Origin of the sequence: Streptomyces cynarae, from assembly GCF_025642135.1 — a bacterium.
In the GTDB taxonomy this organism is placed as follows: Bacteria; Actinomycetota; Actinomycetes; order Streptomycetales; family Streptomycetaceae; genus Streptomyces; species Streptomyces cynarae.
Genome location: NZ_CP106794.1, coordinates 38,303 through 53,681, shown reverse-complemented (window position 1 = coordinate 53,681; position 15,379 = coordinate 38,303). Strand labels below are relative to the sequence as shown.

Here is a 15,379-nt window from a genome sequence, read left to right as displayed (position 1 = left end):
ACATGATGGCGTCCACAAGTAACGAACAGCTGGTCGAGGCGCTGCGGGCAGCTCTGAAGGAGAACGAGCGGCTCAAGGGCGTCAACACCCGACTTGAGGAAGCTTGGTACGAGCCGATCGCGATCGTCGGCATGGCCTGCCGGTACCCGGGCGGGGTCAACTCGCCGCAGGACCTTTGGCGGTTGCTCACCGAGGAGACCGATGCGGTGGGCCCGTTTCCCAGTGACCGCGGATGGGATCTGACGGGCCTCTTCGACCCGGACCCTGACACACCAGGAACCTCGTACGCGACCGAAGGCGGCTTCCTCCACGATGCGGCCCGGTTCGACCCGGAGTTCTTCGGGATCTCACCCCGAGAGGCCCACGCAATCGACCCCCAGCAGCGGCTGCTCCTGGAAGTGGCCTGGGAGGCGTTCGAGCAGGCCGGTCTGGACCCACGAACCCTGCACGGCAGCCGGACCGGTGTCTTTGTCGGGACGATGTACGACGACTACGCGTCCCGCCTCTCATCCGCCCCCCAGGACTACGAGGGCTATCTGAGCACTGGCAGCGCTGGCAGCGTCGCCTCCGGCCGGATCTCTTACACTTTCGGCTTCGAGGGACCGGCCGTCACGGTGGACACGGCCTGCTCGTCGTCACTGGTGGCGCTGCACCTCGCCTGCGCCTCGATCCGCCGCGGCGAATGCACACTCGCCCTGGCGGGCGGCGCGACGGTGATGGCGACACCCATGCCTTTCGTCGAGTTCAGCCGGCAGCGCGGACTCGCCGCCGACGGCCGGTGCAAGTCCTTCTCCGACGCGGCGGACGGCACGGCGTGGTCGGAGGGCGTCGGACTTCTGCTGGTCGAACGGCTCTCCGATGCAGTGCGCCACAACCACGACGTCCTCGCCGTCATCCGGGGATCCGCCGTCAACCAGGACGGTGCGAGCAACGGCCTCACCTCGCCCAGCGGCCCGGCCCAGGAACGGCTGATCAAAGAGGCACTGGACGCCGCCGGACTTCACCCGTCCGAAGTCGACGCAGTCGAGGCGCACGGCACGGGCACTGCCCTGGGCGACCCGATTGAGGCGCGCGCCCTCCTGGCTGTGTATGGCACTGCGCACGCACCGAACCGCCCGCTCCACCTCGGGTCGCTCAAGTCCAACATCGGACACGCACAGGCCGCCGCCGGCGTCGGCGGCGTGATCAAGATGACCCTGGCGATGCATCACGGCGTGCTGCCCCGGACCCTCCACGCCGACCGTCCCACCTCCCGTGTCGACTGGTCCAGCGGGGCCGTGTCCCTGCTGACGGAGGCGACCGTTTGGCCGGAGCTCGACCGGCCCCGCAGAGCAGCGGTGTCGGCCTTCGGTATCAGCGGCACCAACGCACACCTGATCCTGGAACAGGCCTCACGGTCCGCCCGCCCGGCCGTTCCGGCAGGTCCGCAGGCGCCTGCGCTCCCGGTGGTCCCGGTACTTCTGTCTGCGGCCACCGAACCGGCGCTGCGGGCACAGGCCGACGCCCTCCACCATCACATGGCCACAAACCCCTCCGCCGACATCCTGGATTTGGGCTTCTCGCTGGCTACTACCCGGACTCGCCTGGTGCACCGGGCCGTTCTTCTGGGGCGCGACCGAGACGGCGTACTCGAAGGGCTGCGCGGACTCTCCGCCGGTGACACCGTCCTGCAGGCGGTGCGCGGCACGGCGACCGCAGGCCGGACTGCATTTCTCTTCGCGGGTCAGGGCTCCCAGCGTCCCGGATCCGGCCGGGAGCTGTACGAGGCCTTTCCCACCTACGCCATCGCCTTCGACGAGGTGTGCGACGCGCTCGGACCGCACCTCAACCACCCACTGCGGAACGTGGCCTTCGCCCCCGAGGGCTCCTCCGAAGCCGGTCTGCTGGAACGTACCGAATACGCCCAGCCCACCTTGTTTGCAGGGGAGGTGGCCCTGGCCCACCTCTTGGACTCGTGGGGCGTCCATCCCGACGCGGTATTCGGTCACTCCGTCGGAGCCCTGGCAGCCGTGCACGTCGCGGGCGTTTTGTCGCTCGACGATGCTGCCGCGCTCGTCGCCGCGCGGGGCCGGATCATGCAGCAACTGCCGTCGGGCGGCGCCATGGCCGCCCTGAACGCCGGGGAGGAAGAAGCGACCGCGCTGCTGGCCGGCCACGAGGACCGGATCGCGCTGGCCGCCGTCAACGGCCCCGCCGCGACCGTGCTCTCGGGCGACCGAGAAGCCCTTGCGGCCGTGGTGGCGGCCTTCGAGGAGAGGGGCGGCAGGGCGAGCTGGCTGCGCGTTCACCACGCGTTCCACTCCCCGCTGATGGAGCCGGCGCTCGCGGAGTTCCGCAGCGCCGTACAGCGGTCGGAGTTCCACGCACCTCGCCTCACCGTCGTTTCCGACCTGACGGGGAAGCCCGCCCGGCCCGGAGAACTGGAGTCCCCCGACTACTGGGTGCGTCACGCGCGCCACACGGTCCGCTTCCAGGAGGGCGTGCACAGCCTGGCGGACCTGGGGTGCACTCGCTTCCTCGAACTGGGTCCGCGGGGTGCGCTCACGTCACACGCCGCCGACTGTCTCGCCGAGAACGCCGACGGGCCGCGAGTCCTGGGGCCCATCCCCACGGTGGTCCCCACCCTGAGGGGACGGCAGCCCGAGCCGGAGGAACTGCTGAGCTCCCTCTCCCGCCTGGATGTGTGCGGCACCGACGTCGACTGGACGGCCGTATTCGTCGGCCGCGGTGCCCGGCGCACCGCACTGCCGACGTACCCCTTCCAGCGCGGCCACTACTGGCTCGCCGAGCCTGGGCCGGTCCGGACCGGCGCCACCGGATCCACGCCCATCGACCACCCGGTGCTCACCTCGCGCATCGAACTCGCCAACCCTGAGGGGATCTTGCTGACGGGACGGCTGTCCGTCGGGGAGCAGCCGTGGCTCCCCCACCACCGTGTCGCGGGAGACGTCGTGCTACCTGGCACGGCGCTGTGGGAGCTGGTGGCGATGGCTGCCCGGGAAGCGGGCAGCAACACCCTGGAGGAGCTCGTTCTGGAGGCGCCGCTCGTGGTTCCCGATGATTCGGACACGGAATTGCATGTCTTCGTCTCCGCCGAGAACGCCGGCCGCAGGTCTGTCACCGTTCACGCGCGCATGGCGGGTGTCGCAGGCGGCTGGCTCCGCCACGCCCACGGCACGCTCGTCGGCCCAACGCCCGAGCGCCCGGCCGCACTCGACGTCTGGCCGCCCCAGGGTGCCGAGCCCGTAGCCCTGGAACCCGACCGCCTGTACGCCGACCTCGCCGCCTCGGGACTCGACTACGGACCGGCCTTCCGGGGCGTGCGTGCGCTTTGGCGCCGCGGGCAGGAGGTGTTCGCCGAGGTCGAGTCGTCGGAAGTGTTCGCCCAGCGCCCTGGCCGCTACCTCGTGCACCCGGCGCTGTTCGACGCGGCACTGCACCCCGTCGCACTTGGTGGACTGATCAAGGACACCTCCACGGCCCTCGTCCCCTACACCTGGTCCCGGGTGCGATTCCACGGACCGGCCGGTACACGCCTGAGGGTGCGGCTCGCCCCCGCCGGAGCGCATGCCGTCGCGGTCGACGTGGCGGACGCGGCGGGACAGCCAGTGGCCTCGGTGGGGTCGCTGGCACTGCGTCCGGTCGCCGCCCCGGCCGGCCCTATGGAGGTCGGCGACGGCCTGTATGTCCCGTCGTGGGAGCCGGTCGCCCTCCCGCCGAGCACCAGCGCCCGGCCCCGGTGGGCCGTGTTCGACGCCTACGGAACCGGACCGTACGGAGAGCTGGACGCCGAAGGCAGTGCCCCGCCCGTCTTCCGAGACCATGCAGCCCTTGCCGCCGCCCTCGCCTCTGAAACCGCTCCCGAGCTCGTTCTAATGCCCTCCCCGCCGTCTTCGGCCAGGGACGGCCGGTCGGACGCCGAATCCGTCCGCGATGTCCTCGGTCACGTCCTGAGCACCGCGCAACTGGTCACCACCGGGGGGCGGCCCGCCGGTACCCAGCTCGTGGTCCTCACCGGAGGCGCCATGACGGTGGGCGGCGAACAGCCGGCGGCCGCTCCCGCCGCCCTCGTCGGCAGTGCCGTGTGGGGACTGCTGCGCGCCGCACAAACCGAGCATCCGGGAACCTTCGTCCTGATCGATTCCGACGACGCTCCCGAGTCCCGCCGTGTCCTCTCGGCCGCACTGGCCCTCGCCGAGCCCCAACTCGCCCTGCGCGGTGGAACGGCGTACCGGCCCGTGCTCACCGCACAGGAACCGGACACCGTCCTGCGCCCGCCCACGGACCAGACGCACTGGCGACTCGACTACGTCGCCCGGGGTTCGCTGACGGATCTGGCCCTGGCTCCCTGGCCCGAGGCCGCCGCCCCGCTGACCCACGGGCAGGTCAGAGTACAGATGCACGCCGCCGGGCTGAACTTCCGAGACGTACTGCTGTCCCTCGGTGTGATCCCCCCGTCGGTCGACCCGTCCGCCGCAGATCCCGGCCAGGGCGGCGAGGGCTCTGGTGTCGTCCTCGGTGTCGGCCCCGGCGTGACGGACTTCAAGCCGGGCGACCGGGTGATGGGCCTCTTCTCGGGTGTCGGTCCGGTCTCGGTGACCGATCATCGGCTGATCTGCCGCATCCCGCAGGGTTGGACCTTTCCCCAAGCCGCTGCGGTCCCCGTCGCCTACCTGACCGCCTACTACGGGCTCGTCGACCTGGCAGGCCTGCGACAAGGGGAGTCGGTCCTCGTGCACGCGGGCACGGGCGGCGTCGGCACCGCAGCACTGCAGCTCGCTCGCCACCTAGGCGCCGAGGCGTACGCCACCGCGGGACCCGGCAAATGGAACGTGCTGCGTGCCATGGGACTAGCGGAGGACCGCATCGCGTCCTCGCGCACGCTGGAGTTCGAGCACCGCTTCCGCGAGAGCACCGGAGGCCGGGGCGTCGACGTGGTACTCAACTCCCTCGCGGGCGAGTACGCCGACGCTTCCCTGCGGTTGCTGCAGCGCGGCGGCCGCTTCCTGGAGATGGGCAAGACCGATCGGCGCGACGCCGCCGTGGTGGCCCGGACGCACCCCGGCGTCGTGTACCGGGCATTCGACGTACGGGACCCGGGCCCCGACCGGATCCGGCAGATGCTCGGCACGCTGCTCGCCCTCTTCGAGCGGGGCGCCATCATGCCTCCGCCGGTGTCGGCCTGGGACGTCCGGCGTGCGCCCGAGGCGTTCCGTCACTTGAGCGAAGCCCGCCACATTGGCAAGGTTGTCCTTGAGTTCACGGGCGGCGACGGGCCCTGGGACACCTCGCGCGCCGTGCTGATCACCGGAGGTTTCGGCGGCTTGGGCCCGCTCGTCGCTCGGCACCTGGTCACTGAGCACGGAGTGCGCCAACTGGTCCTGATGGGGCGCCAGCTTCCGGGCCCGACGACCGAGGCCGCTCAAGCCGTGGCCGACCTGCGTGATCTCGGCGCCGATGTTCGCACCGTGGCGTGTGACGCGGCTGACCGGGAAGCGCTGGCCGCCGTACTGGACGGATTGACGGGTGACGGTGTGCGCCTCGGCGGAGTCGTGCACGCGGCGGGTGTGCTCGATGACGGCGTCTTCGAGGCCATGACCCCCGAAAAGCTCGACCGCACCCTGCGGCCGAAGGTCGACGCGACACTTCACCTCCATGAACTCACTGAGCCCCTCGGGCTGTCGGCGTTCGTCGTCTTCTCCTCCCTGGCCGGGACCATCGGTTCCGCCGGGCAGACCGCGTACGCAGCCGGCAACGCCTTCCTCGACGCGCTCGTCGAACACCGGCGCGCGACCGGGCGGCCCGGGGTATCCCTCGTCTGGGGCCTGTGGGAGGGCACGTTGGGCATGGGAAGGGCCCTGAACGAGGCGGACATGGCTCGTATGGCACGCACCGGAGTGGCCCCGCTCTCCGCGAAGCGCGGCCTGGAACTCCTGGACGCCGCGATGTACCGTAACGCGCCCGTGGCCGTCGCCGCGCAGTGGAGCCTCGACGCCCTGTCCACCGCCGCTCCGGCGTCCTCGCTGCTCAAGAGCCTTCTGACGGAAACCCCCCGAAACTCCTCTGGTCCGGCCGCCGTGCTCGGCACGCCCGCCTCCCCCTCGCCGGACGGCCCGAGGAACGGCGACAGCGGAAGCGGCGACGATCTCGTCGAGACCGTGTGCCACGAGATCGCAGTGGTCCTCGGGCATGCCTCGTCCGCCATGGTCGATCCGCACGGAGTCTTCGACCGGATCGGCTTCGACTCGCTCACCGCGGTGGAACTGCGCAACCGCCTGGCCAAGGCCACCGGCATCCGGCTCCCCGCCACCTTCATCTACGACTATCCGACGCCAGTCGAACTCGTCCACCATCTGCGCGGCCAGCTCGGCGAACCAGAACCGACGGACGCGGAACGAATACAGGGCATCGAAGCCATCCTCGAGGGCCTCACCCGCCTCGAGTCCGCGGTCGCCGCCCACCACCTCGACGCCGGCATGCGCGACATAGCCCGGGCCCGTCTCGAGGACCTGCTGGCCGCACTGCGCACTCCGACCGAAGGTGAAACTTCATGAACCCGACTCGCAGCGCAGCGCGCGTCTTCCATCCGCGACCGCACAGCCTCGCACGCTTGGTGTGCTTCCCTCACGCCGGCGGCGCCGCATCCGCGTTCGCCGCGTTGTCCGCTGCGTTGCCCGAAGACATTGAGCTGGTTGCGTTCCAGTATCCGGGCCGGCAGGACCGGCGCGCCGATCCGTTCGCCGAGGACATCGCCGCGCTCGCTGAGGAGGCCGTCCGGGCGCTCGCCGCACACAGCGATCAGCCCCTGTTCCTTCTGGGGCACAGCATGGGCGCGCTGACCGCTTTCGAGACGGCCCGCCGGATGGGTCGCCCCGGCGCGGTCGCGCGGCTCTTCGCGTCAGCTGCCCGGCCGCCCTCCCAGGACTGGGAGGAACGCGACCTGGACAACTGCGGGGACCGCGAGATCGTCGGGGAACTGCGGCGTCTGGGCGGCGTCCCCGATGCGCTCCTCCAGGACCCGGAGACGGTCCGCGAGATGCTTCGGCTGCTGCGCGCCGACCACCGCGCCCTGCGCCGTTACCGGTGCCCACCCGGCGCAGCCCTGGAGGCCCCCATCACGGTGCTGCTCGCCGCAGAGGACCCGAAGAACACTCCTGGCCAGATGGAGGGCTGGGCGCGTCACACGACGGGTGGACTGGACGTCGAGGGACTGCCTGGCGGCCACTTCTCCCTGACCTCCGAACAGCCCGGCCCCGCCCGTCGGCTCGCGCGACGGATCCGAGAGGACCGGGCCCTGACCGCCGACTCACGCCCCCCGGCGGACGCGGTCTGCCGTCCGAACGGCAGACTCATGGGGGAGATATGACGGAGACACCCCGCAGCAACCTGGTGCGTGAGATCTACCTGGCGGGGGCCCGCGGGCAGACCCCGCCACTGCCGACGGACCTGACGGCCCTGGGCGAGGCGGCCCGTGCCGTTCTGACACCGGCCGCCTACGGATACGCGGCTGGCGATGCCGGCACCGGCGCGACCGGCCGGGCCAACCGGGAAGCCTTCAAACGCTGGCTGCTGCTGCCCCGCATGCTGCGGGGTACTGCCCGTCGCGACCTGTCGGTGCCGTTGCTCGGGCAGCGCCTTCCGGTGCCCGTGTTGCTGGCTCCGGTGGCCGCGCAGACCGTAGTCCACGCAGATGGCGAGCTGGCCTCGGCTCAGGGAGCGCGGGACGTCGGCGTCCCGTTCGTCCTGTCGACCGGCTCGTCGTACAGCATGGAGGACGTCGCGGCTGCCGCCGAACCGGGCAGCGACGCACCGGCAGACGGCGCTCCCATGCCGCGCTGGTTCCAGCTGTACTGGCCGGCGGACCGGGCCGTGGCCGAGTCACTCGTGCGGCGCGCGGAGGCGAGCGGCTACACCGCGCTCGTCCTTACCATCGACGCGCCTACATTTGGATACCGCCCCGCGGATCTCGACCACGGCTATCTGCCCTTCCTCAACGGAGCCGGCATCGCCAACTTCACCAGCGACCCGGCCTTCCGGGCCGGTCTGCCTGTCGGCGCCGACAGCCGGTCCGTGGCTGCGCACTGGGCGCAGGTCTTCGCCAACCCGGTCCTGAACTGGGACCACCTGCCGTGGCTGCGCGAGCTGACCTCGCTGCCCATACTCCTCAAGGGCATTTTGCACCCCGACGACGCCCGCCGCGCGCTCGACCTGGGTGCGGACGGGGTGGTCGTCTCGAACCACGGCGGACGCCAACTGGACGGCGCTGTGGCGGCCTTGGACGCACTGCCAGCCGTTCGCGCCGCCGTGGGGAGGTCCGTCCCCGTGCTCTTCGACTCCGGCGTGCGCACCGGCAGCGACCTCGTTAAGGCTCTCGCTCTCGGCGCGGACGTAGTGCTTTACGGGCGCCCCTTCCTTTACGGACTGGGGCTCGGCGGACGCGACGGCGTGGCCCACGTCCTGCGCTGCTTGCTCGCCGAAGTGGACCTCACCCTGGCTCTCACGGGATGCGCCTCGGTTGGCGATCTCACGCGCGAGGTCCTCGCCCTGCCGGGAGTCCTCCCCGTTTCCGGTCCGCTCGGTGGGACCGGTGCTGCGGCGCCGTCCCTGCATCCGGAAACGACGAACGAGGTGAGCCTGATATGACCCGCCCCGCAGGCAGGCACGAGCACAGCGGCTGGATCCGCCGGTACCACGACCCCTCCGGCGACGGCCCGGCCGTGGTGTGCTTTCCGCACGCTGGCGGTTCTGCCGCCTCGTTCTTTCGGCTTTCCGCCGAGCTATCCCGCGTCGCGGAGGTGCTGATCGTCCAGTACCCGGGCCGCCAGGACCGCATGGACGAGCCGGTTGTTGACGACATCAGGGAGCTCGCGGACCACGTTGCCGGTGCCTTGCTGCCATGGCGTGAGCGGCCGTTGGCCTTGTTCGGCCACAGCATGGGCTCGGTCGTGGCCTTCGAGACTGCCCTCCGCCTGGAGCGCGATCCGGGTCGCGCGGATCCCATGGGACTGATCGCCTCGGGGCGGACGGCACCGTCGGTCCGGCGGGACCAGGGAGTGCACCGCAGGGACGACGCCGGCATCGTCGCGGCGATGGCCGAACTGTCCGGAACGGACCCTGCGCTCTTTGCGGACGAGGAGATGCTCGCGGTCGTGATTCCACCCGTCCGGTCGGATTACCGAGCGGTTGAGACGTACCGGTGCGATCCCGGCACACTACTGCGATGCCCGATCACCGCCTACGGAGGGGACGCCGACCCGCACGTGTCCCGCCACGACCTCACCCTCTGGGGCGGCCACACGGCGTCCGTGTTCGCTACGCGCGTTTTCCCGGGCGGCCACTTCTACCTCCAGCCCGGCCACAACGAAGTGGTCGCCGCCTTAGGGCGGGACCTGTACAGCTTCGAAGCGGGACACGGAGGGGTCTCGGGGAGGCGCGGTATGAACTCGGGTACGCACCTGTGATCGGACAACTGCTACCGCCCTCCGTATCCGTGCGCGAGGCATTCGAAGACGCCCGCGTGACGCAGCTCTTCCCTGAAGAGGAGCGACTTGTCAGCAGTGCCGTCGAGGCGCGACGGAAGGAGTTCGCGACCGTACGGATGTGCGCCAGGAGCGCGCTGGCGGACATCGGTATGCCGCCCGCCCCGCTGCTTCCGGGCCCCCAAGGAGCGCCCATCTGGCCCGCCGGCGTTGTGGGCAGCATGACCCACTGCACGGGCTACCGTGCCGCGGCAGTGGCACGCGCGCACGACATGCAGGCCGTCGGTGTGGACGCGGAACCCAACGCACCGCTCCCGGACGGGCTGCTCGCGCTCGTCACCGTCTCCGCGGAGCGGTCCTGGCTGCCCGAGGCACGCGCTAGCCGCCCTGACGTGGCCTGGGACCGGGTTCTGTTCAGTCTGAAAGAGAGCGTGTACAAGGCCTGGTATCCGCTGACCCGCCGCGTCCTCGACTTCGGCGACATAGAGGCCCGGATCGACATCGGGGGCGGCTCCTTCACCGCGACGCTGCGTGTGCCCGCGCCGACGCCCGGCGGAGCCCGCCACCCGGCGTTGGAGGGTGGCTGGCTGGTACGCGACGGGCTGATCATCACGGCGACCTCCGTGCCGACCGCAGCACGGCGGGTGCTCGGCGGGGGCACGTCAGATCCTCCGCCTCGGAACATGAGGAACGCAGGGCTGCCCGCATGGCTTCTGAGGGGTCCACGAACGTGCTCCGGATCGTGAAGGGCCGTGTCCTGCCCGAGGAGGTGGCCGCGCTCGCGGTGGTGCTGCTCGCCCGGACGGCCGCCCCGGTGCAGGCGGCATCGCTGCGGCGGCCGGCCGCCTGGCGCCGCCCCGAGCGCGCGCAGCGCTTCATGGCGCCGCACAGCTGGCAGCGCTGAATACCGCACCGCCGCGCATGCGTTCAGGTTCCTCCCCGAGAACCGGGGCACGACCTCAACGCGTGGCCGGACGCCACCCGACGGGTGTCTTACGCCATCGAGCCCGCGGCATCACCCTCGAACCGACTCTCGACGTGCGCGACGACAGCCTCGAGAAGGACCTGGGCACCCTGCACCAGCAGAGGCTCGGGGGTGGACTCGCGAGGAGAGTGGCTGACGCCACGGCTGCTCGGGACGAAGAGCATGGCGGTCGGAACATGTGCACTCATCACCCCCGCATCGTGGCCCGCGTAGCTGTACAGGGAGCCAGCGGGACGGCCTGCGTCCACGGTCACCTTCTCCAGCAGGGCCCGCATGCCTTCGTCGAAATCGACCACCGGCTTGTGTGACAGCATCCGGTGCTCCACCGTGCACCCTTCCTCCCGGGCGAAGCCCGTTGCGCAGTCGATGACCAGATCGGCACACCTGCTCAGCGACCACTCGTGTGGTGCGCGGATCTCCAGCACCATCTGTGCGGCGCCCGGCACGACGTTGGGAGCACCGGGCTCGAGCGAGAGGGCTCCAATGTTTCCCACTACCGTGTCGCGGACGGAGCGCAGCAGGTCCTGGAACACGGCCGCGGTCCGCACGAGTGCCCGGCCAGCATCCCTGCGCAGCGGGAACGGAGTGGTCCCGGCATGGTTGGGCTCGCCCACCACACGTATGAGGTGCCGGTCCACGCCGACGATGCCGTTGACCACGCTCAGCTCGTAGCCAGCCTGCTCCATCCGGGGGCCCTGCTCGATGTGCAGCTCGAGGTAGGAGTCAATCGCGGCGAGGTAAGGGCTTCCGCACAGGGCCGTGGAGCCGACCATGCCGCCCGAGGACATGGGCTGGGCGCCCTCCTCGTCCCAGAAGCTCACGATCTCCAGGAACCGAGCGGCAGGGTGCCCGTGCTCGTGCAAGGTCGTCAGCACCTCCATCGCGGCCATCACGCCGTACGCGCCGTCGAGCCTGCCGCCAGCGGGGACCGTGTCGGTGTGCGATCCGACGAGGAGCCGCCGACCGTGCGCCCCGGGAACGTGACCGAAGAGGTTGCCGACCTCATCGCTCCACGATTCGAGGCCACGTGAGCCAAGGTGCTCCGCCATCCAACGGCGGGCCTCCAGATCCGCGGCGGAACCTGCCACGCGGTCCACGCCGCCATCAGGGCGCCCCCCGAACGTGGCTAGGCGGTCCAGGGTGTCCAAAAGCCGTCTGCCGGATACGTTCAGCGTTGCCACGACGTCCGACCTTTCTGCCCACCCGTGCCAGGGTTGGCGATCATGAGGGGAAGTGAAACCGTCCTCCGTTTCGCGGATCGAGTCTCCCGATCCGGCTATCGACTGCGTATCGTGAGGCGATTCTTAGACCGTGTCCTACGTGGTGAGGTGGACGTTGACCCGGTATGGGGCGGGGAACGTGGAGTTGGATCGTGCCGGACGGCTTATGGGAGATCGCGAAGCCGCTGATCCCGGAGCAACGAACACGGCCGCAGGACGGCGGAACAGCGAACACGCCTGATGAGACGCTGTTCGCGGCCACCATCTACGTGCAGGTCAGCGGCTGTGCCTGGCGGTTCCTGCCACCCTGCTTCGGCGTCTCGAAGTCCACCGCCCACCGACGGTTCCTGATCTGGTCCAGAGCCGGGGTCTGGGGCCGTCTGCACGAGGCGGTCCTGCACCGGTTGGACGACGCAGGCCTCCCTCATTTGAGGGCTCATCCTCATAATCTCCGCAGGTCGGAACGGTAGCAGTCGCATCGGACTGTTACGCGGACCGTGGTGGGAGAGCCCGTCACCGAGCCTGCTGCCTCCTCCCTGCGGGACTGGCGGCAAAGCGCTCGTGGAGGGAGCCGCGGGGGTAGGCGGCGGCGACCCGGAGGTGGTCCCCGGAGGGGCATGGTTGTGTCACTGGCCGTGGATGTCGTTCCGATACGAGTTGGGGAGTCATCCGGGCCAGTCGTCGTGATCGATGTCGATGAGATTGGATGTCACTGCGCGGGTCGTCCGGCCTTGGACGATCCTCAGCCGAGGTGTTCGAGGGGGAGGAATGATGACGCTCGGTGCGGTGCTGTTTGACGTGGACGGGGTCCTGCTCGACTCGACTGAGGCGCATCGGCGTGTGTGGGAGGCCTGGGCGCGGCTGCGGGGCCTGGACGCCGATGCGGTTTGGCCGTTGACCTTTGGTCGGCGTCCGGAAGACACGGTGAGGCTGGCAGCGCCGGAACTGGATCCGTCCCAGGAGCGCTTGGTACTCGACCAGCTCCTGGATCAGCAACAGGATGCCTTTCCGGCAGTCGACGGCGCCGTCGAGTTGTTGTTGGGACTGCCCGTGGATGCTTGGGCCATCGTGACCTCGGGCGACCGGGGATCCGTGCATGCCAGGTTCGCGGCGGCTGGCCTTCCCCTGCCGCGGGTTCAGGTCTATGGGGGCGATGTGGTGCAGGCCAAGCCTGCGCCCGAGTGCTATCTGAAGGCGGCCGCCGCTCTCGGCCTGGATCCGTCGGCGTGTCTGGTCGTGGAGGACGCGCCGGCCGGGGTGGCTGCAGGGAAGGCAGCGGGGTGCCGGGTCGCCGGGTTCACCTCGACGCATGACCGGCACGGCCTGCGTCCTGCGGATCTGTTCTTCGACACCCACACGGACACGGCCGCCTATCTGCAGGCGGCCGGACTGTTGTCAACCGGCTCTCTGGCCTAGAACTACCAACGGTCTGGGCTTGCCCAGCCCAGGTCAGCTGGCCCGTTCGGGTTGTGCGCGGGTGTGGGCGAGTCGGTAGGACTCGGTGCCGGTCTGGATGATTCCACGCTCCCACAGCAAGACCCCTGCAGACGTCGAAACAAGCCGACACAGCAGACTCCCACAGTCACGTCGGAACAACTCCCACCCTCAGTGACAAAGCCAGACATCCACAGAGCGGAGCCGTCGGCCTGCTGCGGGAGCTGGAGGAAAGGCAGCGGCTTCTGGTCACGGCCCACTGAGCGGGCCGTACAGGTGTGCAAGCCCTCGATGCCCGAAAGAGGCAGGCAGCGAGGGTGCTTCCATCACTGGCGGCCGGTCAGCACATCTTGTAGTCGACGCGGCTGTTGTTGTATGAGCACGAGTCGGCGAAGGCCCCGCCCGACTTGTACAGGGTGGCGGTGTCCTTGTCGTTGTTCCACACGTACCAGGAGCGTCCCTGGTACAGGTTGCCGGCGCTCGTGGTGCCCTTGCCGGTGTGGACCTTCACGGTCTTTCCCGCGCCGATCTTGTACGCCGGGAAGGTGTACCAGTGATTGGACGCGTCCTTGACCTTGTAGCCCCGCAGCTCGATCGCGGAACGGCCGGTGTTCTTCACCTCGACGTACTCGGCGTTGAGGCTGGTGTTGCCGCCGCGGTCGGCGCCGGGGCTGTTGTAGTAGATCTTGTAGATCTGGATAGCGCTCGCCGCCTGCGCCTGGGACGGCAGCACCACGGCGGCGCACCCGGCGGCCACCAGGACAGGCAGAACGGTACGCATACGAGTCATCGGATCCCCCCAATGAACAAGCCGGGCACCCCCCTGGCGCGCGGCCAGGCGACAAACTACAGCACAACGGCCCCTACAGGCACTTGGAGCTCCGGGGATGCGGCTCACGATTCGGCGGGGTGGTTTCCTTCACGAGTCGTGGTTCTGGCTCCCCTTTCCGTGACCCCGTCCCGACTAGTGATCAGTGGGTGCTTTGAGTGCCTGGAGGATCTGTTGCACACCCTGGCGCCACCGGTCGGCGTCGGCACTGTCGACCCAGCGCATCGCCACTTCTGCCCCGTCCTGGAGTACCCGGTTCAGTGCCAGTCCGGCCGACGCACGGAACGATGCCGGCAGTTTGAGCAGCGGTTCCCTCGGACCCTCATCGGAGTCGATCACGATGGGACTGTCCTGGAGAGTGCTGGCGACGACCGCACCAGCGGCGATGGCTTCGGCGCCGTCTCCGCCATCGACGCGTGCTCCCGAGCTGGCGACTCGCTGGAATGCCCGCTCAAGCACGTTGATGAGCTGCAGGTGGGTGAGCCCCTCAAGTTCGTCGACGAAGTCTGCGGCGACATCGCTGTCGAACGGGCCGGTCCCCCACGTTCCCATGCATGGCTCCTGGTATGGCTGTCTTGGACGAAGGCAGATTGCCTGGAGTCACTGACATCGGTCGTTGGGCGAGGAGGACCCGCTTGCGGAGCAGTGCGAAGCCGACGGCAGAGGGGGTCAGTGCTCCGCCATACCGGGTTATTGTGCGGGCGTGACAAGCGCAGCGGAGCGCCCCATCCTCTTCCTCGACGTGGACGGCCCGCTCATTCCGTTCGGGTCGTCATCCAGTCGCCTGCAGGGTCCTGCTTCCGGCTCGGAGGTGTCTCTCGATGAGGGGAACCCGCTGCTTGGGCGGCTTGATGCCGGTCTTGGGCCGCGCCTTATGGCCCTGGGCTGTCATCTCGTGTGGGCCTCGACCTGGATGGAGGAGGCAAACGAGGTCGTCGCCCCACGCATCGGACTGCCGAAGCTGCCCGTCGTGGAGTGGCCGGACGCCTGCGCCGAGGGCAGTCCGCGCGGCCTGCACTGGAAGACCCGCCGCCTCGTCGAGTGGGCCAATGGCCGACCGTTCATCTGGGTCGACGACGAGATCAGCGGCATGGACCGCTTCTGGGTCGCTGCCCAACATCCTGGGCCGTCGCTTCTTCATCGCGTCGACCCGGCCAAGGGCCTCGTAGACGCCGACTTCTGCGCACTCGCCGGTTGGCTCCGTGCGGTTATACCGAGCCGCGTTCCTGGGACCGGCTCATCGTTGTGACGTTCCAGAGTTCGCTGAAGGCCGTGGTGACGAGATGGCGAAGGCTGATGCACCTGAGCACTGGCCTTGGCCTGTCATCGGCGCGCCGGCGTGAGCAGGTTGAGTTCCTGCTGAGCCCTAATTTCGGAGGCCCCTCGTCGAAATGGTTTCCCAGCAGTAGCCGAGGATGGCCCCATTCTGGCC

At 69.6% G+C, this 15,379-nt stretch carries 11 protein-coding genes and 1 pseudogene; 9 read left to right on the top strand and 3 right to left on the bottom strand.

Annotated elements, in window-relative coordinates:
* Positions 1-5 precede the first annotated feature (5 nt).
* From N8I84_RS43460 to N8I84_RS41345, 6 genes are read left to right on the top strand one after another with little or no spacing between them, the layout of a single operon-like run.
* Complete coding sequence (locus N8I84_RS43460; protein WP_263235132.1) at positions 6-6,554, top strand: type I polyketide synthase; 6,549 nt, start codon at positions 6-8, stop codon at positions 6,552-6,554.
* Positions 6,551-7,366, top strand: coding sequence for a thioesterase II family protein (locus N8I84_RS41365; protein WP_263235131.1), 816 nt, complete (start codon positions 6,551-6,553; stop codon positions 7,364-7,366). Before N8I84_RS43460 ends, N8I84_RS41365 begins: the two co-directional genes overlap by 4 nt.
* A complete protein-coding gene (locus N8I84_RS41360) occupies positions 7,363-8,643 on the top strand; it encodes an alpha-hydroxy-acid oxidizing protein (protein ID WP_263235129.1) in 1,281 nt (426 codons plus the stop codon). The genes N8I84_RS41365 and N8I84_RS41360 overlap by 4 nt, the downstream gene beginning before the upstream one ends.
* Positions 8,640-9,461 carry a thioesterase II family protein gene (locus N8I84_RS41355; protein WP_263235127.1) on the top strand — a complete coding sequence of 274 codons (822 nt, stop codon included), beginning with the start codon at positions 8,640-8,642 and terminating at the stop codon, positions 9,459-9,461. The genes N8I84_RS41360 and N8I84_RS41355 overlap by 4 nt, the downstream gene beginning before the upstream one ends.
* Before the next feature lie 56 nt (positions 9,462-9,517).
* Positions 9,518-10,225 carry a 4'-phosphopantetheinyl transferase family protein gene (locus tag N8I84_RS41350; protein WP_263235125.1) on the top strand — a complete coding sequence of 236 codons (708 nt, stop codon included), beginning with the start codon at positions 9,518-9,520 and terminating at the stop codon, positions 10,223-10,225.
* Positions 10,210-10,383 carry an acyl-CoA carboxylase epsilon subunit gene (locus N8I84_RS41345; protein ID WP_390899089.1) on the top strand — a complete coding sequence of 58 codons (174 nt, stop codon included), beginning with the start codon at positions 10,210-10,212 and terminating at the stop codon, positions 10,381-10,383. Before N8I84_RS41350 ends, N8I84_RS41345 begins: the two co-directional genes overlap by 16 nt.
* A gap of 89 nt (positions 10,384-10,472) precedes the next feature.
* Here the strand turns inward: N8I84_RS41345 and N8I84_RS41340 are convergent, their stop codons facing one another.
* Complete coding sequence (locus N8I84_RS41340; protein ID WP_263235122.1) at positions 10,473-11,513, bottom strand: M20/M25/M40 family metallo-hydrolase; 1,041 nt, start codon at positions 11,511-11,513, stop codon at positions 10,473-10,475.
* A 296-nt stretch (positions 11,514-11,809) separates the two neighbouring features.
* Here N8I84_RS41340 and N8I84_RS41335 point away from each other — a divergent pair.
* Positions 11,810-12,106 (top strand): annotated as a pseudogene (locus N8I84_RS41335) (transposase); the annotation flags it as partial.
* A gap of 346 nt (positions 12,107-12,452) precedes the next feature.
* Positions 12,453-13,100, top strand: coding sequence for an HAD-IA family hydrolase (locus tag N8I84_RS41330; protein WP_263235120.1), 648 nt, complete (start codon positions 12,453-12,455; stop codon positions 13,098-13,100).
* Positions 13,101-13,458: 358 nt separating this feature from the next.
* On the opposite strand, the gene N8I84_RS41325 is transcribed toward N8I84_RS41330, so the two are convergent.
* Positions 13,459-13,899: a lamin tail domain-containing protein gene (locus N8I84_RS41325; RefSeq protein ID WP_313884364.1), complete on the bottom strand. Its 441-nt coding sequence runs from the start codon at positions 13,897-13,899 to the stop codon at positions 13,459-13,461.
* A 183-nt stretch (positions 13,900-14,082) separates the two neighbouring features.
* Positions 14,083-14,499: a DUF4259 domain-containing protein gene (locus N8I84_RS41320; RefSeq protein WP_263235117.1), complete on the bottom strand. Its 417-nt coding sequence runs from the start codon at positions 14,497-14,499 to the stop codon at positions 14,083-14,085.
* Positions 14,500-14,650: 151 nt separating this feature from the next.
* On the opposite strand from N8I84_RS41320, the gene N8I84_RS41315 reads away from it, so the two are divergent.
* Positions 14,651-15,196: an HAD domain-containing protein gene (locus N8I84_RS41315; protein ID WP_263235115.1), complete on the top strand. Its 546-nt coding sequence runs from the start codon at positions 14,651-14,653 to the stop codon at positions 15,194-15,196.
* Positions 15,197-15,379 lie beyond the last annotated feature (183 nt).

Bases quoted from the DNA above. Each gene is read 5' to 3' on its own strand.
- N8I84_RS43460 (WP_263235132.1), top strand. From the start codon at position 6: ATGGCGTCCACAAGTAACGAACAGCTGGTCGAGGCGCTGCGGGCAGCT.
- N8I84_RS41365 (WP_263235131.1), top strand. From the start codon at position 6,551: ATGAACCCGACTCGCAGCGCAGCGCGCGTCTTCCATCCGCGACCGCAC.
- N8I84_RS41360 (WP_263235129.1), top strand. From the start codon at position 7,363: ATGACGGAGACACCCCGCAGCAACCTGGTGCGTGAGATCTACCTGGCG.
- N8I84_RS41355 (WP_263235127.1), top strand. From the start codon at position 8,640: ATGACCCGCCCCGCAGGCAGGCACGAGCACAGCGGCTGGATCCGCCGG.
- N8I84_RS41340 (WP_263235122.1), bottom strand. From the start codon at position 11,513: ATGGCGGAGCACCTTGGCTCACGTGGCCTCGAATCGTGGAGCGATGAG.
- N8I84_RS41330 (WP_263235120.1), top strand. From the start codon at position 12,453: ATGATGACGCTCGGTGCGGTGCTGTTTGACGTGGACGGGGTCCTGCTC.
- N8I84_RS41325 (WP_313884364.1), bottom strand. From the start codon at position 13,899: ATGCGTACCGTTCTGCCTGTCCTGGTGGCCGCCGGGTGCGCCGCCGTG.
- N8I84_RS41320 (WP_263235117.1), bottom strand. From the start codon at position 14,499: ATGGGAACGTGGGGGACCGGCCCGTTCGACAGCGATGTCGCCGCAGAC.